This is a genomic window from Streptomyces tanashiensis (assembly GCF_014648895.1).
GTDB lineage: Bacteria > Actinomycetota > Actinomycetes > Streptomycetales > Streptomycetaceae > Streptomyces > Streptomyces tanashiensis.
Genome location: NZ_BMRZ01000006.1, coordinates 169,189 through 190,675, shown reverse-complemented (window position 1 = coordinate 190,675; position 21,487 = coordinate 169,189). Strand labels below are relative to the sequence as shown.

The window sequence follows — 21,487 nt, the reverse complement described above, 5'->3', positions numbered from 1 at the left end:
GACCTCAGATGTTCCGGAAGCGGTTGATGGCGTCGATGTGCTGGGCCCGGAGCTCCGGGTTGCTCACGCCCAGGCCCTCCTGCGGCGCGAGGGCGAGGACGCCGACCTTGCCCTGGTGGAGGTTGCGGTGGACGTCGTAGGCGGCCTGGCCGGTCTCCTCCAGGGAGTAGACCTTCGACAGGGTCGGGTGGATCTTGCCCTTGGCGATCAGGCGGTTGGCCTCCCACGCCTCGCGGTAGTTGGCGAAGTGCGAGCCGATGATCCGCTTCAGCGACATCCACAGGTAGCGGTTGTCGTACTGGTGCATGTAGCCCGAGGTCGAGGCGCAGGTGGTGATGGTGCCGCCCTTGCGGGTGACGTACACGGAGGCGCCGAAGGTCTCGCGGCCCGGGTGCTCGAAGACGATGTCGATGTCCTCGCCGCCGGTCAGCTCACGGATCTTGGAGCCGAAGCGCTTCCACTCGCGCGGGTCCTGGGTGTTCTCGTCCTTCCAGAACTTGTAGCCCTCGGCGTTGCGGTCGATGACCGCCTCCGCGCCCATGGAGCGGCAGATGTCGGCCTTCTCGGGGGAGGAGACGACACAGATCGGGTTGGCGCCGCCGGCCAGGGCGAACTGCGTGGCGTACGAGCCGAGTCCGCCGCTCGCGCCCCAGATGAGGACGTTGTCGCCCTGCTTCATGCCGGCGCCGTTGTTGGAGACCAGCTGGCGGTAGGCGGTGGAGTTGACGAGGCCGGGGGCCGCCGCCTCCTCCCAGCTGAGGTGGCCGGGCTTCGGCATCAGCTGGTTGGACTTGACGAGGGCGATCTCGGCGAGTCCGCCGAAGTTGGTCTCGAAGCCCCAGATGCGCTGCTCGGGGTCGAGCATCGTGTCGTTGTGGCCGTCCGAGGACTCCAGCTCGACCGAGAGGCAGTGGGCGACGACCTCGTCGCCGGGCTGCCAGGCGTTGACGCCCGGGCCGGTGCGCAGGACGACGCCCGCGAGGTCGGAGCCGATGACGTGGTACGGCAGGTCGTGGCGCTTGGTGAGCTCGGAGAGCCGGCCGTAGCGCTCCAGGAAGCCGAAGGTCGAGACCGGCTCGAAGATCGAGGTCCAGACCGAGTTGTAGTTGACGGAGCTCGCCATGACGGCCACGAGCGCCTCGCCCGGGCCGAGCTCGGGGAGCGCCACGTCGTCGAGGTGGAGCGACTTGCGCGGGTCCTTGTCGCGGCTCTCGACGCCGGCGAACATCTCCGCCTCGTCCTTGTGGACGGTGACGGCCCGGTACGACTCGGGGAGCTTGATGTTCGCGAAGTCGGCGGACGTGGAGTCCGGGGACTGGATCGCGTCCAGGATTTCCTTCACGGGTTGCCTCCGGCGGTGAGCGTCCTGAGGGAGGGACGCCTGAGGGTTACGGCGGTACGTGCTGTTGTGGAGGTGTGCCGTCGGTTCGGCGCGGTGGTGCGGTGGCGGCGCTGTGTGGTGGAGCGCGAGGGTGCCTGTGACGCAGGCGTCCGGGCGCACGAGCCGTTGGCTTGTGGGGACAGCCGGCGAACGAGGTGATCTCTGCTCGCCGGCCGCCCGGACAACATCAACGTATGGCACGGCGTGTCACCTGACAAGGCACTGCGTGCCAACAATTTCACTCAGATGCAATCTGCCCGTCACGGATGAGCGATGATCGATCGAAATGGCCCGTGAGCTGCGGGAACACCAAGAGGGCCGCCCCCGGATTCCGGGGGCGGCCCTCTTCGTGAAGCGGTGCTCAGGCCTTCTGGAGCGCCTGCTGGATCGTGCGCATGACCTCGTCGAGCGGAGCGTCCGTGCGGGCCACGGCGACCACCACGTCGCCCGTGGTGGAGACCCGGGCGACGGGCGCCGGCTCGGCCGGGCCGGCGATCTGTGCCGAGGCCTGCGCCTGCCCTGCCTGCCCCGGCTGCCCTGCCTGCCCCGGCTGCTCGGCCTGCGCCGCCTGTCCGGCCTGCGCGGCGGAGGAGAGCGGCCGGCCGCCTATGCCGGTGCCGAAGGTCTCCCGGACGATCGCGAAGGCGTGGTCGAGCTGGGCCTCCACGTCACCCTGCCCGCCCGCCCGCAGCCAGCGGCGCAGCACGTGGTTGTGGGCGGTGACGACCGCGGAGGCGGCCACCTCGGCGAGCAGCGGGTCGTCGTTGCCGTCGTGGTGGTCCCGCTCGTCGAAGTGCCCGAGGAGATAGCGGGTGAAGAGGCGCTCGTAGCGGGCCACCGAGGCGATCTCCCGCTCCCGCAGGGTCGGCACCTCACGGGTCAGTCGGTAGCGCTCCACGGAGACCGCGGGGGACCCGGCGTACATCTTCATGACTTCCTTGATGCCCCGGCACACCGTGTCGAGCGGGTGCTCGTGCGGCGGGGCCGCGTTCAGCACCGCCTCCGCCCGCACGAGGGTGTCGTCGTGGTCGGGGAAGATCGCCTCTTCCTTGGACCGGAAGTGCCGGAAGAACGTCCGCCGCGCGACCCCGGCCGTGGCCGCGATCTCGTCGACGGTCGTCGCCTCGTACCCCTTGGTCGCGAAGAGCTCCATCGCGGCGGCGGCGAGCTCCCGGCGCATCTTGAGCCGCTGCGCGGCGGCACGAGTGCCGGCCGTGCTCTCCGGAGCGTCGGACGGGGACGTGGCACGGGGTGTCTTCGCGGCCTTGGGCATGGTCCGAACGTACTGCATCGGAGTGGGAGTGTGCCCAGGTGGGGGCGGGGAGGCCCCCGGGGAACCGGCGGTGCCCGGGGGACTCAGCAGACCGCCCCAGCCGGCGGTGCGGGGCTCAGCGTCGGGCATATTCGCGGAAGCCGCGACCCGTCTTGCGGCCCAGGCAGCCCGCCGCCACCAGGTGCTCCAGGAGCGGGGCGGGGGCGAGGCCCGGGTCGCGGAACTCGCGGTGCAGCACCTGCTCGATCGCGAGCGAGACGTCCAGACCGACCACGTCGAGCAGCTCGAACGGGCCCATCGGGTAGCCCCCGCCCAGCTTCATGGCCGCGTCGATGTCGTCCAGGGTCGCGTAGTGCTCCTGGACCATCTTGATCGCGTTGTTCAGGTACGGGAAGAGCAGCGCGTTCACGATGAAGCCGGCGCGGTCGCCGCAGTCCACCGGGTGCTTGCGGATCTTCGTGGTGACCTCGCGGACGGTCGCGTGGACGTCGTCGCCGGTCAGCACCGTGCGGACGATCTCGACCAGCTTCATCGCCGGCGCCGGGTTGAAGAAGTGCATCCCGATGACGTCCTGCGGGCGCGAGGTGGCGCGGGCACAGGCCACGACCGGCAGCGAGGAGGTCGTGGTGGCCAGCACCGCGCCCGGCTTGCAGATCTTGTCGAGCCGCGCGAACAGCTCCTGCTTGATCTCCAGGTCCTCGGCGACCGCCTCCAGGGCCAGGTCGACGTCGGCGAAGGCGTCCAGGGTGCCGGCCGGGGTGATCAGGGCGAGCGTCGCGTCGCGCGCCTCGCCCGTCATCCGGCCCTTGTCGACCGAGCGGGCCAGGGACTTGGCGATCCGCGCCTTGGCGGTGTCCGCCTTCTCCTGGGAACGGGCGGCGAGCACGACCGCGTACCCGGCCTTGGCGAAGACCTCGGCGATGCCGGAGGCCATGGTGCCCGAGCCGGCGACGCCGACCGAGCGGATCTCGCGGCCCGTGCCGGCCTCGGCCGAGGTGAGCGGGGTCAGCGCGTCGCGCACGACCTCGGCGGAGCCCGGCGCCGCGTACGTGTAGAAGCCGCGGCCCGCCTTGCGGCCGGTCAGACCCGCCTCGCTGAGCTGCTTGAGGATCGGGGCGGGGGCGTGCAGCCGGTCGTGCGAGGCCGCGTACATGGCCTCCAGGACCGTACGGGCCGTGTCGACGCCGATCAGGTCGAGCAGCGCCAGCGGCCCCATCGGCAGGCCGCAGCCCAGCTTCATCGCCGCGTCGATGTCCTCGCGGGAGGCGTACTTGGCCTCGTACATGGCGGCGGCCTGGTTCAGGTAGCCGAAGAGCAGCCCGTCCGCGATGAAGCCGGCCCGGTCGCCGACCGCCACGGGCTCCTTGCCGAGGTCCTGGGCGAGCCGGGTGACGGCGTCGACGGCCCGCGGGTCGGTCAGCACGGAGGAGACCACCTCGACCAGCTTCATGGCCTGGACCGGGGCGAAGAAGTGCAGACCGAGGACCCGCTCGGGGTGCGCCGAGTCGGCGGCGAGCCGGGTCACGGAGAGGGCGTTGGTGCCGGTGGCCAGGATCGCGTCGGGCCGGACGATCCCGTCGAGGGCCCGGAAGACCTCCTGCTTCGCCTCGTACGACTCGGGCACGACCTCGATGACGAGGTCGGCCTCGGCGGCCGCGTGGAGGTCGGAGAAGGTACGGAAGCGGGCCAGGACGTCCTGCCGCTCCTCCTCGGTGATCCGCTCGCGGGCCACCGCACGGGCGGTGGAGGCCTCCAGGGCCGCGACGGCCCGGGCGGCGGCGGTGTCGCTGATGTCGATGCCGATGACCTCGCGGCCGGCCCGGGCGAGGACATCGGCGATACCCGTGCCCATGGTGCCGAGACCGACGACGGCGATGGTGGAGAGAGGGGTGTCCATCAGGGGACTCCAGAGGAAGAGTGACGACTGAGGGCAGTGCGCGCACGAAAGGGCGCGGGAAAGTGCGAGGGCGGTGCCCGGGAAAGCAGGGCGGTGCCCTGGAAAAGGGGCGACGGACTCTGTCCCGGAGCCACGTCGAAACTGCCGAACCGACTAGCGAACACAACGGCTGCGTCACCAGGCCGTTGTGCGAAGTGCGGGTGGTGCCCGCTCACCTGAGACTAACCGGCCGGTAACGAGCGCGCCAGTCCCGGGAAGTTGGGAAAATGTGATCTGGATCGCGGATAGGGTCGGATTCATGGAAATCTCCGAGGATCCGGAATTCTGCTCGATGATCGATCGATTGCGGGACGAGATCGAGAATGACACCGGAGAAGTCCCGGAGGCATTCGAGGAACTCGCCGCGACGGACGATCCCGAGGAACTGCACCGCGTCCTCACCGCACCGGGGCAGCCGCTCTGGGCCCGCGAGATCGCCGCCTACACCCTCGGCGTCGCCGGCGACCCGCGCGCCTTCGAGGCCCTCGTCCTCCTGCTCAACCACCGCGACCCCGAGCGCTGCGTCACCGCCGCCCACGCCCTGGCCCGGCTCGGCGACCCGCGCACCGCGCGCGCGGCCGCGGCCCTCGCCACCAATGAACTCCGGGTCGCCTACGCCCTGCTGCCGGTCCGGCTGCTCGCCGAACTCCGCGCCCCCGAGTCCGTGCCCGCCCTGATCACCGTCCTCGGGCGGCGACTTCGGGCCGACGACCCCCACTGGCGGGTCGGCCTCGCCTGCGTCGAGGGTCTGGGCACCCTCGGGGACCCCCGCGCCCGCCCCGCCCTGGAGGCCGCGCTCCCGCACCCCCGGCTCGGCGCCGCGGCCGGACGGTCGCTGACCCGGCTCGACCCGGCCGGCTGACCCCGGGCGTGGGCGTCAGGGGACCAGACGGAGCCCCGCCCCGGTCTCGCCGGCTGCCGCGCCCGCCTGCTCCGGTACCAGCGCGAACGCCTCGATCTCCACGAGCAGCTCCGGCCTGACGAGCGCCGACACCTGCACCGCCGAGCTCGCGGGCAGGGGCGAGCCCGCGAAGTGGGCGTCCCGGGCGTCCCGCACCGCCGGGAGGTGGGCCACGTCCGTGACGAAGTAGGTCAGCTTCACGACGTCCCCGAAGCCCGCGCCGGCCGCCGCGAGGCACCGCTCCAGGTTCGCGAAGACCTGGTGGGCCTGGGCCACCGCGTCGCCCTCCCCGACCACCGCGCCGGAGGCGTCGAGGGCGCACTGCCCGGATATCGCGACGAACCGGCCCGTGCCCCACACGACGTGGCTGTACTGCGGGCTGGGTGCGAGGCCGTCGGGGGCGGGCACGTGGGTGAGGTGGCTCGTCATGCCCCACATCCTCGCGCACGCCACTGACAGTGCCCGCCACCCCTTGCGGGGAGCGGGCACCGTCGGTTCGGAGGGCCGTCAGCGGACGTGGCCCAGGAGGCCGTGGAGGGCGACGCCGGCCGGCTCCGCGCGCACGGCGCCCGCCCGCCTGCCGCTCTTCTCCGGCGTCGTCGTCGCCGGCGCCGCCGCGGTCACGGGCTCCGGCTCGGGCTCGGGGAGCGCGGCGCAGAACGCGTCCACCTCGGCGCCGTCCTCGCCGCGCGGGACCTTGCCCGTGGCGAGGTAGGCGGCGAGGTGTCCGTCGAGGCAGTCGTTCCCGCCGAGGGTCACCCCGTGGTTCCCGCCGCCCTCCTCGACGACGAGGCTGGAGCCGCGCATCAGACGGTGCAGGGCGACCCCGCCCTCGTACGGCGTCGCGGCGTCGTCCGTGGCCTGGAGGATGAGGACCGGCGGCAGCTGGTCGTTGGTCACGTCCGGCGGGGTCAGGGAGTCCACCGGCCAGAAGGCGCACGGGGCGTTGTACCAGGCGTTGTTCCAGGTCGAGAACGGCGCCTTCGCGTGCACCTCCCAGCTGTCCTTGCGCCAGACGTTCCAGTCGCGGGGCCAGCCCGCGTCCCGGCACTGCACGCTCGTGTAGACCGAGTAGCCGTTGTCGGCGGCCGCGTCGGCCTCCCCGTACCGCTCGTACGCCTCCGTCAGCGGCTTCGGGTCCGCGTCGTTGACGTACGCGGCGAAGGCGCTCGCGAGCTTGGGCCAGTAGCCGTTGTAGTACCCGCCCGGCAGGTAGGTGTCCTCCAGCTCGCCGGGGCCGACCTTGCCGCCGGCCGGGGTCGCGCGCAGGGCGTCGCGCATCCGGTACCAGGCGGCCTCGACCGCCGCCGGGTCGCTGCCCAGCTTGTACACGGCGTTCTGCCGGGCCACCCAGGCCATGAAGTCCTTGTGCCGGGTGTCGAAGGCGTAGTCCTGCGCGATGTTGTCCTCGTACCAGACGCCGTGCGGGTTCACGACGGAGTCGAGCGCCATCCGCCGCACCCGGTCCGGGTACAGGCGCGCGTACACCGAGCCCAGGTAGGTGCCGTACGAGTACCCGAGGTAGTTGATCTTCGGCGCGCCGAGCGCGTGACGGATCGCGTCCAGGTCCCGGGCGGTGCTCACGGTGTCGATGTACGGCAGCACGTCCGCGTACTTCCTGCCGCACGCCTGGGCGAAGGACTGCGCCCGCTCGACGGCGGCCCGCTCGGCCGCGGCCCCGCTCGGCACCGAGTCCGCCCGCACCGGCGCGAAGTGGCCGGGCTTGCAGTCGAGCGCGGGCTCGCTCTTGCCGACCCCGCGCGGGTCGAAGCCGATCACGTCGTACTCGGCGGCCACCTTCGGGGGCAGCGAGGCCGCCACGTACCCGGCCATGCCGCGCCCGCTGCCGCCCGGCCCGCCCGGGTTCACGAGCAGCGGGCCCTGGGAGGTCCCGGCCGTGTGCGGGACCCGGGTGAGGGCGAGGGTGATCTTCCGCCCGGCCGGGTCGTCGTGGTTGAGCGGCACCTTCAGGGTGGCGCACTGGAGCCGGGGGTACGCCTGCGTGGCGCAGTCCGTCCAGGCGAGCGGGGCGAGGGGGCGGGGGGTCGGTTCACCGGCGTCGGCCGGGGCGGCGGGCAGGACGGTGACCGTCCCGGCGACCAGCGCTCCAGCGGCGATCAGCATTCCTGCGCGTGGGGTCATAGGGCGTTTGTGTCCCGAACCGGCGTGGAGAGGACCTGTTTCGCCGAGAGTTGACCCGAACGGAGGCGGATCCGACGGCGTGTCAGCTGACCGGTCCGATGATCGCAGGAGAGTGCTCAGAGAAGGGTGAGCTGCTCGGGGGCGGCCGCCAGGGAGGGTTCCTCCGGCACGGGGATCCGGCGTGTCGCACCCCGGTGGGCGGGTCCGATGCCGAACTCGGCCGCCAGCTCGTGCACCTGACGGGTGATCCGCCGCTGGTACCAGGTCGGCGCGTAGGCCCCGTCCGCGTACATCCGCTCGTACCGCCGCACCAGGCCCGGGTGGTGGGCGCGCAGCCAGGTCATGAACCACTCGCGGGCGCCCGGCCGCAGGTGCAGGACGAGCGGGGTGACCGAGCTCGCGCCGGCCTCGGCGATCGCGCGGACCGTCGCCCGCAGCTGCTCGGGCCGGTCGCCGAGGAAGGGCACCACGGGCGCCATCAGGACCCCGCAGTCGATGCCGTGCTCGCCGAGGGTGCGGACGACGTCGAGGCGGCGCTGGGGCGAGGGGGTGCCGGGCTCGATCGTCCGCCACAGCTCCTGGTCGGTGAAGCCGACGGACACGGAGATGCCGACCTCGGTGACCCGGGCGGCCTGGGTGAGGAGCTCCAGGTCGCGCAGGATCAGGGTGCCCTTGGTGAGGATCGAGAACGGGTTGGCGCGGTCCCGCAGGGCCGTGAGGATGCCCGGCATCAGGCGGTAGCGGCCCTCGGCGCGCTGGTAGCAGTCGACGTTGGTGCCCATGGCGACGTGCGCGCCCTGCCAGCGGGCGGAGGCGAGCTGCCGGGCGAGGAGCTCCGGGGCGTTGATCTTGACGACGATCTGGGAGTCGAAGCCGAGGCCGGTGTCGAGGTCGAGATAGCTGTGGGTCTTGCGGGCGAAGCAGTACACGCACGCGTGCGTGCAGCCCCGGTACGGGTTGACCGTCCACTCGAAGGGCATCCGGGAGGCGCCGGGCACCCGGTTCAGGATCGAGCGGGCCCGGACCTCGTGGAAGGTGATGCCCCGGAACTCGGGGGTGTCGAAGGTGCGGGTGGTGACCGCGTCCGTGCCGAACAGAGTGATGTCGGCGGGGGCGGCAGGGGTGTCGCCCAGATTGTCCCAGCGCATGGACGCCTCCTCGGTGGCTCGGGCTCGACCGTTCGCTCAGAATAGAACATCTGTTCCCTTGATCGTCGCAACCCGGATTTCGCCCCCCGGAGCCCACGTGGTTCGCTTGGCCCACACCCCCGAGGAATCATCGAGCTGGAGGAAGTCAATGGCGCAGGTCGAGGCCACCACGGAACGGATCATCGCCGCGGACGCGGAGACGGTGTTCGACGCGCTGGCCGACTACAGCGGTACGCGCGAGAAGGTGCTCCCCGAGCACTTCAGCGAGTACGAGGTGCGGGAGGGCGGCGACGGCGAGGGCACCCTCGTCCACTGGAAGCTCCAGGCCACCAGCAAGCGCGTCCGCGACTGCCTGCTGGAGGTCACCGAGCCCACCGACGGGCAGCTCGTCGAGAAGGACCGCAACTCCTCCATGGTCACCACCTGGACCGTGACCCCCGCCGGCGAGGGCAAGTCCCGAGCCGTCGTGACCACCGTCTGGAACGGCGCCGGCGGCATCGGCGGCTTCTTCGAGAAGACCTTCGCGCCCAAGGGTCTCGGCCGCATCTACGACGCCGTCCTCGCCAAGCTGGCGGACGAGGTCGAGAAGTAACGCCCGGAGCGTTCACCGATTCGAGTGGATCGCCCGCACCCCCCGTACCGGCGCCCCCGCGCACCGGGGGGCGCGGGCCTTCTCGCAAACGCGCTGATGAGCGACCCAAGTGCGCCGCCCCGTAGGGGGGTTTGACCCCTCGGGCCGCCACCGTCCTCCCGTACCGCCCGACTTGCTCCCCCTTCGCGTGCAATGCGAAGAATGGCGCGGCGCAGACGCCGCGACGACGGGAGCAGACACGTGGGTGCGATCACGATGGTCAAAGGCGTCGAGGACGCCGGGGAAGGCGCGCCACCGTTCGCCCCGGACGGACCGCACGCCGACCCCGCGCCACCGGCCGGGCCGGGATCCGCCGGCCTCGACCCCCGCCGCGTCCGGCTCGTCTTCTGCGGACTCATGCTCGCGCTGCTCCTCGCCGCGCTCGAGCAGATGATCGTCGCCACGGCCCTGCCGAAGATCGTCGGCGAACTCCAGGGCCTGGACCGGATGTCCTGGGCGATCACCGCCTACCTGCTGACCTCCACCATCGGCCTGCCGGTGTACGGAAAGCTCGGCGACCTCCTCGGCCGCAAGGGCGTCTTCCTCTTCGCGATCGTCGTCTTCGTCATCGGCTCCGGTCTCGCCGGCTGGTCCCGCACGATGGACCAGCTCATCGCCTTCCGCGCGATCCAGGGCGCCGGCGCCGGCGGCCTCATGATCGGCGTCCAGGCGATCATCGCCGACATCGTCCCGGCCCGGGAACGCGGCCGCTACATGGGACTGATCGGCGCCGCCTTCGGCCTCGCCTCCGTCGCGGGACCCCTGCTGGGCGGCTTCTTCACCGACCACGTCTCCTGGCGCTGGTGCTTCTACTTCAACGTGCCCTTCGGGCTCGTCACCCTCGCCGTGGTCGCCGCCGTCCTCAAGCTCCCGAAACCCACCGCACGCGCGCGCTTCGACGTCCTCGGCGCGCTGCTCCTCGCCGCCGCCTCCACCTGCCTGGTCCTCCTCACGAGCTGGGGCGGCACCGAGTACGCCTGGGACTCCCGGGTCATCCTCGCCCTCGCCTGCGGAGCCGCCGGAACGACCCTGCTCTTCCTGGTCGTCGAGCACTTCGCGCCCGAACCCCTCATCCCGCTCCGGCTGTTCCGCGACTCCGTCTTCACCGTCACCGCCCTCGTCGGAGCCGTCGTCGGCATCGCGCTCTTCGGCGCCGCCAGCTACCTGCCCAGCTTCCTGCAGATGGTCGAGGGCGCCAGCGCCACCGAGTCCGGCCTCCTGATGCTGCCCCTCATGGGCGGCATCGTCATCGCCTCCGTCGTCTCCGGCCAGCTCATCAGCCGCACCGGCCACTACAAGATCTACCCGGTGGTCGGCGGGGCCGTCTCCGTCCTCGGCATGTGGCTCCTCTCCCGCATGGACACCGACACCCCGCGCCTCCAGCACAGCCTCTGGCAGGCGGTCCTCGGCACCGGCATCGGCCTGGTCATGCCCGTGCTCGTGCTCGCCGTGCAGAACTCCGTCCGCCCCGCTGACCTGGGCACCGCCACCAGCGCCCACACCTACTTCCGCCAGATCGGCGGCAGCATCGGCGCCGCGGTCTTCGGCACCCTCTTCGCCTCCCGGCTCGACGATGCCCTCGGCGACCGGCTCGCGGGCGTCCTCGCGCAGGGCGGCTCCGCGTCACCGCCGCCGCCCGAGTCGATCACCCCGGGGACCGTCCACAGCCTGCCGCCCGCCCTGCGCGACGCGTACATCCAGGCGTACGCGGACGCGATGCCGCGGATCTTCCTCTACCTGGTGCCGGTCCTCGTGCTCGGCCTCGTCCTCGCCTTCTTCCTCAAGGAGAAACCGCTGGTGTCCCACCACAGCCCCCTCGCCGAGGCCACCGGGGTCACCGACCCGGGTGTCACCCAGGCGGTCCCGCACGCCCGCCACGCCGCCCCGGCCCCCGCCGCCACCCCCGTGCACTCCGGAGTGCCCGTCTGCGGTGTCGTCCAGCACCACGACGGCAGCCGCGTCCCCCGGGCCGCGCTCACCCTCATCGACGTCCAGGGGCGGCAGATCGGCCGCGGCGCGAGCGGTGAGGACGGCCGGTACGCGCTGAGCGTCCCCGGCGGCGGCGCGTACGTCCTGATCGCGGCGGCCGGCGGACACCAGCCGCAGGCCGTCTCCGTCACCGTCGGCGACCGGCCGGTCGAGCTCGACGTCGTCCTCGGCGGCGCCGGACGGCTCGCGGGCAGCGTCGTCACCGCCGACGGCACGCCCGTGCGTGACGCGGCCGTCACCCTCACCGACGTGCGCGGCGAGGTCGTCGCCTCCACCCGCAGCGGGCGCGAGGGCGGATACGTGATCGGCGAACTGGTCGCCGGCGAGTACACGCTCGCCGCCAGCGCCCCCGCCTTCCGGCCCGCCGCCCTCCCCGTGAGCGTCCAGGCCTCCCGCGAGACCCGCCAGGACATCGAACTGGCCGGCGGAGCGGTGCTGCGCGGCACCGTGAGGGCCGGGGGCGGGCGGCCCGTGGAGGACGCCCGCGTCACCCTCCTCGACGCCGCGGGCAACGTCGTCGACACCCTCACCACCGGGGCCGACGGCACCTTCCGCTTCATCGACCTGTCCTCCGGCGAGTACACGGTCATCGCCGCCGGGTACCCGCCCGTCGCCACCGTCCTCCAGGTGGCCGGCGGCGGCCGCACCGAGCGCGACCTCCAGCTCGGCCACGAGGACTGACCGACCGCCCTCAGGAGGTGGTCGTGGCCTTGCGCAGCGCGCTGATGCAGGTGCCGATCGCCTCCTGGAGGGCCTCGAGGCGCTGGAGCATGTCCGCCTCGTAGATGTCCTCCTCCATCACCTCGTCCAGCGTCAGCTCCTCGAAGACCTTCGTCGCCTTCTGCAGGCTGTTGTAGAACTTCGTCCGCCGCTCCTGGACGCGCAGCGCCGGATCCTCCTCGACCGCCTTGGCGACCAGGCCCTTCACCGTGTCGTAGGCCTCGCCGGCCCACTCGCCCGCCTCCTCCGAGTCGTCCAGCTCGTCGAGGAGCGACAGGTGCCGCTCGGCCTCGGCCCGCAGCTCGGCCGGCGCCTCCACGGTCTGCCCGGCGGGGGTCCTGATCTGGCCGTTCTCGACGATCTGCCGCACGTACCCGATGCGGTCGGCCGCCTTCGCCTCGCTCGCCACCGCCTTCTTCAGGTCGTCGGTACGGGCGATCGCCCGGGCCATCTCGGTCTGGAGGGCCGGGTCCTCCTTCATCCGGTCGAGCAGCGCCCCGCGCGCGGCCTCCGCCGTCCCGGGGTCGGCGAGGATCGCCGCCCGCAGCGCCGTCGGGTTCTCCGCGACCTCCAGGGCCTTCGTCGGCCGGATGCCCTCCGCCTCGGCCGCCGCGCTGATCGCCTGGCCGCGCACGGAGGACGCGCTGTTGCGGGAGGTGTAGTACGAGAGCCAGACGTCCGCGTCCGGCAGCTCGATGTCCTCGCCCGGGACCAGCACCTCGAACTGCGGGACCAGACCGTCGTCGGCCGCCATGTCCCAGGCCTTGTAGTAGCGCATGACCCGCTCCGGGGAGCACCCGGCGAGCTCGGCGAAGGCCTTCGCCGAGACCTTGGTCCGGGCCGTCCCCTCGGCGGCCTGCCCGCCGGGCCGGACGCTCCGGGCCACCTTCAGCGCGAACGCCCAGCCACCGGTCCGCGCGTAGACGCCGAAGTCCCGGGCGTCCCGCACGACGACGGGGTCGTGGTCCCGGCCGTCCTCGGCGTGGGGCTCGGGGGCCTCCTGGGGTGCAGGGGCCTCCTGGGGCCCCGGGGCCGACGGCTCCCAGAACTCCGGCTCCGCCGCCATGACGGGCCCGGCGGGCTCGGGAACGACGACGGGCCCGGTCTCCACGGGCGCGGATTCGGACGGGGTGAAGGCGATGGTCACCGAGGGCTCTCCGGAAGGTCGACAACGACAACTGCGGCCGACAGCCTATACGCACCCCTTGGCGATGTTTCGTCCGATTCGAGGACCGCCGATGGGGTGGCGCGCCGGGCCGCCGTGCGGACACCGATTCTCCCCGACCGGGGGTATCCGGAACCGGCCGGATGTTCCGTACCGCCTTCCGGCGGGTGCCAGTGGTCCACTCCAACGGCGGTTATCCACAGGGGTGGTAGGGCGGCCGGGCGGCGCGTACGGTGCCAGGCATGAAGATCCTCATCAGCGCCGACATGGAGGGCGCGACCGGTGTGACCTGGCCCGCCGACGTGCTGCCCGGTACGCCCCAGTGGGAGCGGTGCCGCGCGATGTTCACCTCCGACGTGAACGCCGCCGTGCTCGGCTTCTTCGACGGCGGCGCGGACGAGGTCCTGATCAACGAGGCGCACTCGTCCATGCGGAACCTGCTCCTGGAGCGGCTCGACGAGCGGGCCGAGATGCTCACCGGCCGGCACAAGTCGCTCTCGATGGTCGAGGGCGTGCAGCACGGGGACGTCGACGGCATCGCCTTCGTCGGCTACCACACCGGCGCGGGTGCGGAGGGCGTCCTCGCGCACACCTACCTCGCGAACTCCATCACCGGGGTCTGGCTCAACGGCGAGCGGGCGAGCGAGGGCGTGCTCAACGCCCACGTGGTCGCGGAGTACGGCGTCCCCGTCGTCCTCGTCACCGGGGACGACCTGACCTGCGAGGACGCCCTCGGGTACGCGCCGGAGGCCCCCAAGGTCGCCGTCAAGGACCACGTCTCGCGGTACGCGGCGGTGTGCCGCCCCCCGGCCAGGACCGCCGCCGACATCCGCGCCGCGGCGAAGACCGGCGCCGCGCTCGCCGTCCGGCACGAGCCGGTCCGGGGCGGCCCGTTCACCGTGGAGCTGGAGTTCGACGCCGAGCACCTGGGCGCCGCCGCCACGGTGGTTCCCGGCGTGGCGCGGAGCGGCGAGCGGCGCGTCGCGTACACCAGCGAGACGATGTACGAGGCAATTCGCACGTTCAAGGCGGTCACGACCATCGTCTCGGCCGCGGTGGAGGAGCAGTATGGCTGAGGAGGTCCGGGGCCCGGACACGACGGCGCTCGACGAGGTGGTCACCTTCACCTCCGAGCTCATCCGCATCGACACCACCAACCGGGGCGGCGGCGACTGCCGCGAGCGGCCGGCCGCCGAGTACGTCGCCGAGCGGCTCGCGGACGCCGGGATCGAGCCCACCCTCCTGGAGCGGACACCCGGCCGCACCAACGTGGTGGCCCGGATCCCCGGCACCGACCCCTCGGCCGAGGCACTCCTCGTCCACGGCCACCTGGACGTGGTGCCCGCCGACCCCGCCGAATGGACCGTGCACCCCTTCTCCGGCGAGGTCCGCGACGGGGTCGTCTGGGGGCGCGGCGCCGTCGACATGAAGAACATGGACGCGATGGTCCTGGCCGTCGTCCGCTCCTGGGCCCGCCACGGCATCAGGCCCCGCCGGGACATCGTCCTCGCCTACACCGCCGACGAGGAGGCCAGCGCCGAGGACGGCTCCGGCTTCCTCGCCGACCGGCACGCGGCGCTCTTCGAGGGCTGTACGGAGGGCATCAGCGAATCCGGGGCGTTCAGCTTCCACCCGCAGCCCGGCACCACCCTCTACCCGATCGCGGCCGGCGAGCGGGGCACCGCCTGGCTCAAGCTCACCGCCCACGGCCGGGCGGGCCACGGCTCCAAGGTGAACACGGCGAACGCCGTCACCCGCCTCGCCACGGCCGTCGCCCGGATCGGCACCCACACCTGGCCGGTCCGCCTCACCACGACCGTCCGCGCGGCCCTCACCGAACTGGCCGCGCTGTACGGCATCGACGTCGACACGAGCGCCCCCGACCTCGACGTCGACCTCCTCCTCGACAAGCTCGGACCGGCCGCCGCCCTCGTCGCGCCGACCGTCCGCAACAGCGCCAACCCGACGATGCTCGACGCCGGCTACAAGATCAACGTCATCCCGGGCCAGGCCGTCGCCCACATCGACGGGCGGATGCTGCCGGGCGCCGAGGAGGAGTTCGCCGCGACCATGGACGAGCTCACCGGGCCCGACGTGGAGTGGGAGTTCCACCACCGCGAGGTGCCCCTGGAGGCCCCGGTCGACTCGCCGACCTTCGCCAAGCTCCGGGCCGCCGTCGAGCGCTTCGACCCCGCCGGGCACGTCGTGCCCTTCACGATGTCCGGCGGCACCGACGCCAAGCAGTTCTCCCGGCTCGGCATCACCGGCTACGGCTTCTCGCCGCTCCGGCTGCCCCCGGACCTCGACTACGGAGCGCTCTTCCACGGCGTCGACGAGCGCGTCCCGGTGGACGCCCTGCACTTCGGCGTCCGGGTGCTCGACCACTATCTGAAGTCCGCGTAGGACAGAGGGGGACCGGAACCGTGACAGGGGGAACAGACATGGCCACGACCACGGCCGCCCACGGCACCTGGCCGTCACCCGTCAGCGCCGCGCTCGCCGCCGCCCGCGACGGTCGGCCCGAGTACCTCGGCGCCGTCGGCGACGAACTCTGGTGGACCGCGCCCCGGCCCGCCGAGGGCGGCCGGCGCGCCCTCGTCCGGCGGCGCGCCGACGGCACCGAGGAGAGCCTGCTGCCCGCCCCGTGGAACGTCCGCAGCCGGGTCGTCGAGTACGGCGGGCAGCCCTGGGCGGCGGTCGCCCGCCCCACCGGCGGACCGCTCGCCGTGTTCTGCCACTTCACCGACCAGCGGCTCTACGCCCACGAGCCCGACGCCGCCCCCGGCACCCGGCCCCGGCCGCTCACCCCGGTCTCCGCCGTCGGCGGCGGACTGCGCTGGGTGGACCCGGTGATCCACCCGGACCGGGGCGAGGTGTGGTGCGTCCTGGAGGAGTTCACCGGTCCCGCGCCGACCGATGTGCGCCGCGTCCTCGCCGCCGTGCCCCTCGACGGCTCGGCCGCCGACGACCGCACCGCCGTCCGTGAGCTCTCCGACGGGCGCCACCGGTTCGTGACCGGCCCCCGGCTCTCCCCGGACGGCCGCCGGGCGGCCTGGATCGCCTGGGACCACCCCCGGATGCCCTGGGACGGCACCGAGGTCCAGCTCGCCGAGGTCAACCCCGACGGCACCTTCCGCGAGGCCCGGACCGTCGCCGGGGGACCCGCGGAGTCGATCCCGCAGGTCGACTGGGACGCCGCCGGCCGGCTGCTCCTCGTCAGCGACCGGACCGGCTGGTGGAACCTCTACCGCGCGGAGGTCGACGCCGACGGGGCCCTCGCCGAACCGGAGGCGCTCTGCCCCCGCGCCGAGGAGTTCGGCGGCCCGCTCTGGAAGATCGGACTGCGCTGGTTCGCGCCCCTGGAGAACGGGCTGATCGCCGTCGTCCACGGCAGGGGCACCACCACCCTCGGGATCCTCGACCCCGAGCGCCGTGCCCTCGTCGACGCCGGCGGGACCCGTACGGAGTGGGCCTCCACCCTCGCCGCGCACGGCACCCGGGTCGTCGGCGTCGCCGCCTCGCCCCACCGCTCCTACGAGCTCGTCGAGCTCGACACCCGCACCGGTCGCAGCCGGGTGGTCGGAGCCGCCCACACCGAGGCCGTCGACCCCGCGTACCTCCCCGAGCCCCGGATCCGTACCTTCACCGGCCCCGGCGGACGGGAGATCCACGCGCAGGTGTACCCGCCGCACCACCCCGGGCGCAGTGGACCCGAGGGCGAGCTGCCGCCCTACGTGATCTGGGCGCACGGCGGACCCACCGGACACGCCCCGCTCGTCCTCGACCTGGAGATCGCCTATTTCACCTCGCGCGGCATCGGCGTCGCCGAGGTCAACTACGGCGGCTCGACCGGCTACGGCCGGGAGTACCGGGAGCGGCTGCGCGAGCAGTGGGGCGTCGTCGACGTCGAGGACTGCGCGGCCGTCGCGGCGGCGCTCGCGGCCGAGGGCACCGCCGACCCGGCCCGACTGGCCGTGCGCGGCGGCAGCGCGGGCGGCTGGACGGCCGCCGCGTCCCTCGTCTCCACCGACGTGTACGCCTGCGGGACGATCATCTACCCCATCCTGGACCTGCGGGGCTGGGCCACCGACGAGACCCACGACTTCGAGTCCCAGTACCTCCACGGGCTGATCGGCCCCCTCGACGAGGTGCCCGCCCGCTACAAGGAGCGCTCGCCCCTGGAGCACGTCGACCGCGTCACGGCCCCGTTCCTCCTGCTCCAGGGCCTCGACGACGTCATCTGCCCGCCCGCGCAGGCCGAGCGCTTCCTCGCCCGCACGGCCGGCCGGGGCGTCCCGCACGCCTACCTCGCCTTCGAGGGGGAGGGGCACGGCTTCCGGAGGGACGACACCATGGTCCGGGCCCTCGAAGCCGAACTCTCCCTGTACGTACGGGTCTTCGGCATCGAACGCCCGGACGCGCCGGCCCTGGAGTACCGCTCGTGACCCCGGTGGACGCCCTGGCCCGGGGCGAGCGGCTCCGGCCCGGGGCACGGGTCGCCGTCGTCGCCCCCAGCGGGCCCGTCCCCGAGGAGCGGCTCGCGGCGGGGCTCGACATCCTGCGCGGCTGGGGTCTCGAACCGGTGGTCGCCCCGCACGTCCTGGACAGCCACCCCACGCTCGGCCACCTCGCGGGCGCGGACCGGGCCAGGGCCCGCGATCTGACCGAGGCCTGGTGCGATCCCACGGTCTCCGCCGTGCTCTGCGCACGCGGCGGATTCGGGGCCCAGCGCATGGCGGACCTGGTGGACTGGGCGGCGATCCGGGCCGCCGGGCCCAAGGCGTTCGTCGGCTACAGCGACGTCACCGCCCTGCACGAGGCCCTCGCCGTCCGCGCCGGCTTCGCCGGCCTGCACGGACCGATGGTCGCCGCCGGCACGTTCCTGTCGGACCCGGCCACCCAGGAGTCGCTGCGCGCGACCCTCCTCGAGCCGGAATCCGTCCGGACGCTCGCCCCGGAGACGGCACGGACCCTGGTGCCCGGCCGCGCCCGGGGCGTGACGCTCGGCGGCTGCGCCAGCCTCCTCGCCGCCGACCTCGGCACCCCGCACGGGCGGCCCTCGGCGCGCGGCGGGCTCCTGTTCCTGGAGGACGTGGGGGAGGAGCCGTACCGCCTCGACCGCATCCTCACCCAACTGCTCCGCTCCGGATGGCTCGACGGGGTCGCGGGCATCGGCCTCGGCTCCTGGGAGGAGTGCGGTCCCTACGAGGAGGTGCGGGCGGTCCTCGCCGACCGGCTGGGCGGCCTCGGCGTGCCCGTCGTGGAGGAGATGGGCTTCGGGCACAGCCCCACGGCGCGGACCGTGCCGCTCGGCGTCCCCGCCGTACTCGACGCGGACACCGGCACGCTCACCCTGGACGTACCGGCCCTGCGCTGAGCGGGCGCCGCGCCCGCCCGATTCCGACGCGTACGCTGCCGTCGCGCCGGCCGAGGGCGGGGGGCGCGGTCCGTCACGCCGGCGCCGGTTGCGAGGAGCGCGGCGGCGCCGCACGTTCCGGCAACACCGTCTGATCGCCCGCTCGCTCGTTCGCGAACCGGCAAGGTCGACGGCGCACGGGCTCCTACTCCGGCGCCGTCCTGCGGTGGTGCGCGGCGGCCTCGTCCCGGCTGGTCTCCAGGTGGCGCAGCGCCAGCCTCTCGACGCGCTCCACGTCCCGCGCCTCGATCCCCCGGTACAGCTCCGCGTGCTCCTCGGCCACGACGGCGAAGTCGTCGTGCTGCCCGAGCATCCAGCGCATCCGGCTGCGCAGCGTCGCGTTGAGCTCGCTGAGCAGGGCGTTGTCCGCCAGCTCCGTGACGGTCTCGTGGAAGTCGGCCGCCGCCCGCCGGGCGGCCTGGCCGTCGCCCTTGGCCGCGGCCGCGAGCTCGGCGTCGAGGTCGGCGCGGAGCCTGGCGAGCCCGGCCCGGGTGCGGCGCTGTGCGGCGAGCCGGAAGCCGAGGATCTCCAGGGCGGACCTGACCTCGCCGAGGTCCGAGATGTCGGAGGCGGTGAACTCACGGACCACGGCCCAGGTGCGCGGGCGCGGCGTCACCAGACCCTCCGCGACCAGGTCCCGCAGGGCGTCGCGGACGGGCAGCCGGCTCACGTCCAGCTCGGCCGCGATCTCCCGCTCCACCAGCCTGCTGCCGGGTGCCCGGGTCCCGTCGATGATCTGATCGCGCAGGGCACGCGTCACCCGCTCCGATTCGGGCTTGAACTCCTCAGCGCCTGTCATACCGCCATTCTCCCATCGAGGAACACGCGACGACCGGCAGGACCCGGCCACCGGGGCGGGGTGCGCCGCCTTCACTGAATCTCCGTCAACAACCTTGGTCCGGCGCGTTGACGAGGTTATGACACGTGTCACAGCATGGGCGCTGCCCGGTGCCTACCAGGCGGTAGGTGCGGTGGGTCTCTCGGCGTCGTCCTCAGCGTGGAGGTCTCTGTGTCCCGTGCCGTGCCCCGATCCCGCAAGGTCCTCGCACTCGTCGCCGGTGCGGCCGTGCTCGCCGCGCCGCTCGTGTCGGCCGTCCCCGCCGCCGGTGCGGAGGGGCCCGGCGCCTCCTACACCGTCACCCCGCTCCGGTTCACCGTCGAGGCGGGCGGCAGGAGTTGCGCGGTCGACGCCGACCTCTACCGGCCGGCCGGCGTGGACGACGCCCACCCCGCGCCCGCCGTCCTCGCCACCAACGGCTTCGGCGGCAGCAAGAGCGACGGTTCCACCGCCGCCATCGGCAAGGCCTTCGCCGAGCGCGGCTACGTCGGCCTCGTCTACTCCGGCCTCGGCTTCGGGAAGTCCGGCTGTCTGATCTCCCTCGACGCCCCGGAGGCCGACGGCCGGGCCGCCGCCCGCCTCGTGGACTTCCTCGCCGGGACCCGCGCCGCCGACGACGGCACCCGCGCCGGCTTCGTCACCCGGGACGGGGCGGGAGACCCGCGCGTCGGCATGGTCGGCGGCTCCTACGGCGGAGCCGTCCAACTCGCCGCCGCCTCCGTCGATCCCCGTATCGACGCCCTCGTCCCCCTCATCACCTGGAACGACCTCGCCTACTCGCTCGCCCCCAACGCCGCCGACCGCGCCACCCCCGGCGTCTTCAAATGGCAGTGGGCCAACGGCTTCTACCTCATCGGCGAGGGCCAGCCCCTGCTCGCCCCTTCGCTCGACCCCAGCCGGATCAACTCCCTCGGCTGTCTGCACTTCGTCACCGACGCCTGCGACACCGTGAAGCTGCTCAACTCCGGCCGTCTCCCCACCGCCGCGACCGAGAAGATGCTCGCCTACGCCCGCGGCGTCTCCCCGGTCTCCTACCTGGAGCGGGTCGACGCCCCCACCCTGATCATCCAGGGCCAGTCCGACAGCCTGTTCAACCTCAACGAGGCCCGCGCCACCTACGACCGGCTGCGCGAGCGAGGCGTCGACACCCGGATGATCTGGCAGTCCTGGGGCCACAGCGGGGGACAGCGGCCGGGCGAACTCGACCTCGGCGACCCGGAGGGGAGTTACGTCGGACAGCGCGTCCTCGCCTGGTTCGACCGGTACCTGCGGAAGAACGCCGCCGCGGACACCGGCCCCGCCTTCGCCTGGTACCGCGAGGGCCGGAGCGGCTACGGCACCGCGGACCGGGTCCCGGCGCTCAGCCAGAAGCTGTACCTCTCCGGCGACGCCAAGCTCGTCGACAACCGTACGAAGGTCGTCCGCGGCTCCCGCCAGTACAGCAACTGGCTTTTCCCGACCAGTCATTCGGAGTCCTCGCTCGCCGGGACGATCGGGCTCCCCGACCCCCGGCCCTACGACACCCCCGGCACCTACCTCGGCTGGACCAGCGCCCCGCTCGCCGAGCCCGTCGACCTCGTCGGCGCGCCGAGGGCGACCCTCCAGGTCGTCTCCCCGGCCACCGAACGCGTCCAGGACTCCGGCGACGCCGCCGACAGGCTCGTCCTCTTCGCGAAGCTCTACGACATCGCGCCCGACGGGACGAAGACCCTGGTCAACCGGCTCGTCGCGCCGGTGCGCGTCCCCGACGTCACCCGCCCCTTCACCGTCGAGCTGCCGGGCATCGTCCACCGCTACGAGACGGGCCACCGGCTGGAGTTCGTCGTCGCGGGGAGCGACACCGCGTACTCCGGCAACCGGGGCATCAAGCCGGTGACCGTCGTCAGCGCCCCCGAGTCCACGGGGACGCTCTCCCTCCCCCTGGTGGAGGGGAGGGTCGGCTAGGGC

At 73.2% G+C, this 21,487-nt stretch carries 16 protein-coding genes; 8 read left to right on the top strand and 8 right to left on the bottom strand.

Annotated features, from left to right (window positions below; genetic code table 11):
- Positions 1-4: 4 nt before the first annotated feature.
- The 3 genes from ccrA to IE237_RS20710 form a co-directional block, all read right to left on the bottom strand.
- Positions 5-1,342, bottom strand: coding sequence for a crotonyl-CoA carboxylase/reductase (gene ccrA / locus IE237_RS20720; RefSeq protein ID WP_086824724.1), 1,338 nt, complete (start codon positions 1,340-1,342; stop codon positions 5-7).
- A 400-nt stretch (positions 1,343-1,742) separates the two neighbouring features.
- Positions 1,743-2,654 (bottom strand): TetR family transcriptional regulator, encoded by a 912-nt coding sequence (locus IE237_RS20715; protein WP_189803539.1) that lies wholly within the window; start codon positions 2,652-2,654, stop codon positions 1,743-1,745.
- A 115-nt stretch (positions 2,655-2,769) separates the two neighbouring features.
- A complete protein-coding gene (locus tag IE237_RS20710; RefSeq protein ID WP_189803538.1) occupies positions 2,770-4,551 on the bottom strand; it encodes a 3-hydroxyacyl-CoA dehydrogenase family protein in 1,782 nt (593 codons plus the stop codon).
- A gap of 298 nt (positions 4,552-4,849) precedes the next feature.
- On the opposite strand from IE237_RS20710, the gene IE237_RS20705 reads away from it, so the two are divergent.
- Positions 4,850-5,452 carry a HEAT repeat domain-containing protein gene (locus tag IE237_RS20705; protein ID WP_229842789.1) on the top strand — a complete coding sequence of 201 codons (603 nt, stop codon included), beginning with the start codon at positions 4,850-4,852 and terminating at the stop codon, positions 5,450-5,452.
- Between the two features lie 15 nt (positions 5,453-5,467).
- Here the strand turns inward: IE237_RS20705 and IE237_RS20700 are convergent, their stop codons facing one another.
- The 3 genes from IE237_RS20700 to IE237_RS20690 form a co-directional block, all read right to left on the bottom strand.
- Positions 5,468-5,920, bottom strand: coding sequence for a RidA family protein (locus tag IE237_RS20700; protein ID WP_189803536.1), 453 nt, complete (start codon positions 5,918-5,920; stop codon positions 5,468-5,470).
- 78 nt (positions 5,921-5,998) lie between these two features.
- Positions 5,999-7,633, bottom strand: a complete 1,635-nt coding sequence (locus IE237_RS20695; RefSeq protein WP_189803535.1) for an alpha/beta hydrolase — start codon at positions 7,631-7,633, stop codon at positions 5,999-6,001.
- A gap of 116 nt (positions 7,634-7,749) precedes the next feature.
- A complete protein-coding gene (locus IE237_RS20690; protein WP_189803534.1) occupies positions 7,750-8,781 on the bottom strand; it encodes an Rv2578c family radical SAM protein in 1,032 nt (343 codons plus the stop codon).
- A 148-nt stretch (positions 8,782-8,929) separates the two neighbouring features.
- Here IE237_RS20690 and IE237_RS20685 point away from each other — a divergent pair, with 148 nt between their 5' ends.
- Both IE237_RS20685 and IE237_RS20680 read left to right on the top strand, forming a co-directional pair.
- Positions 8,930-9,373 (top strand): SRPBCC family protein, encoded by a 444-nt coding sequence (locus IE237_RS20685; protein WP_189803533.1) that lies wholly within the window; start codon positions 8,930-8,932, stop codon positions 9,371-9,373.
- 240 nt (positions 9,374-9,613) lie between these two features.
- The gene (locus IE237_RS20680) at positions 9,614-12,082 is read left to right on the top strand and encodes an MFS transporter (protein ID WP_189803532.1); all 2,469 of its coding nucleotides are present in this window, start codon (positions 9,614-9,616) and stop codon (positions 12,080-12,082) included.
- A gap of 10 nt (positions 12,083-12,092) precedes the next feature.
- Here the strand turns inward: IE237_RS20680 and IE237_RS20675 are convergent, their stop codons facing one another.
- Entirely contained in the window at positions 12,093-13,268 is a 1,176-nt protein-coding gene (locus IE237_RS20675; RefSeq protein ID WP_189803531.1) for a hypothetical protein, read from the bottom strand.
- A 260-nt stretch (positions 13,269-13,528) separates the two neighbouring features.
- Between IE237_RS20675 and IE237_RS20670 the strand changes: the two genes are divergently transcribed.
- Genes IE237_RS20670 through IE237_RS20655 form a run of 4 tightly spaced genes read left to right on the top strand, consistent with a single transcriptional unit; the run spans position 13,529 to position 18,663 of the window.
- The gene (locus tag IE237_RS20670; RefSeq protein ID WP_189803530.1) at positions 13,529-14,362 is read left to right on the top strand and encodes a M55 family metallopeptidase; all 834 of its coding nucleotides are present in this window, start codon (positions 13,529-13,531) and stop codon (positions 14,360-14,362) included.
- Entirely contained in the window at positions 14,355-15,689 is a 1,335-nt protein-coding gene (locus IE237_RS20665) for a M20/M25/M40 family metallo-hydrolase (RefSeq protein ID WP_189803529.1), read from the top strand. Before IE237_RS20670 ends, IE237_RS20665 begins: the two co-directional genes overlap by 8 nt.
- Before the next feature lie 38 nt (positions 15,690-15,727).
- Positions 15,728-17,731, top strand: coding sequence for a prolyl oligopeptidase family serine peptidase (locus IE237_RS20660; protein ID WP_189803528.1), 2,004 nt, complete (start codon positions 15,728-15,730; stop codon positions 17,729-17,731).
- Complete coding sequence (locus IE237_RS20655; RefSeq protein ID WP_189803527.1) at positions 17,728-18,663, top strand: S66 peptidase family protein; 936 nt, start codon at positions 17,728-17,730, stop codon at positions 18,661-18,663. Before IE237_RS20660 ends, IE237_RS20655 begins: the two co-directional genes overlap by 4 nt.
- Positions 18,664-18,847: 184 nt before the next feature.
- Here the strand turns inward: IE237_RS20655 and IE237_RS20650 are convergent, their stop codons facing one another.
- A complete protein-coding gene (locus IE237_RS20650; RefSeq protein ID WP_189803526.1) occupies positions 18,848-19,501 on the bottom strand; it encodes a GntR family transcriptional regulator in 654 nt (217 codons plus the stop codon).
- Between the two features lie 210 nt (positions 19,502-19,711).
- On the opposite strand from IE237_RS20650, the gene IE237_RS20645 reads away from it, so the two are divergent.
- Positions 19,712-21,484 carry a CocE/NonD family hydrolase gene (locus tag IE237_RS20645; protein ID WP_229842788.1) on the top strand — a complete coding sequence of 591 codons (1,773 nt, stop codon included), beginning with the start codon at positions 19,712-19,714 and terminating at the stop codon, positions 21,482-21,484.
- Positions 21,485-21,487 lie beyond the last annotated feature (3 nt).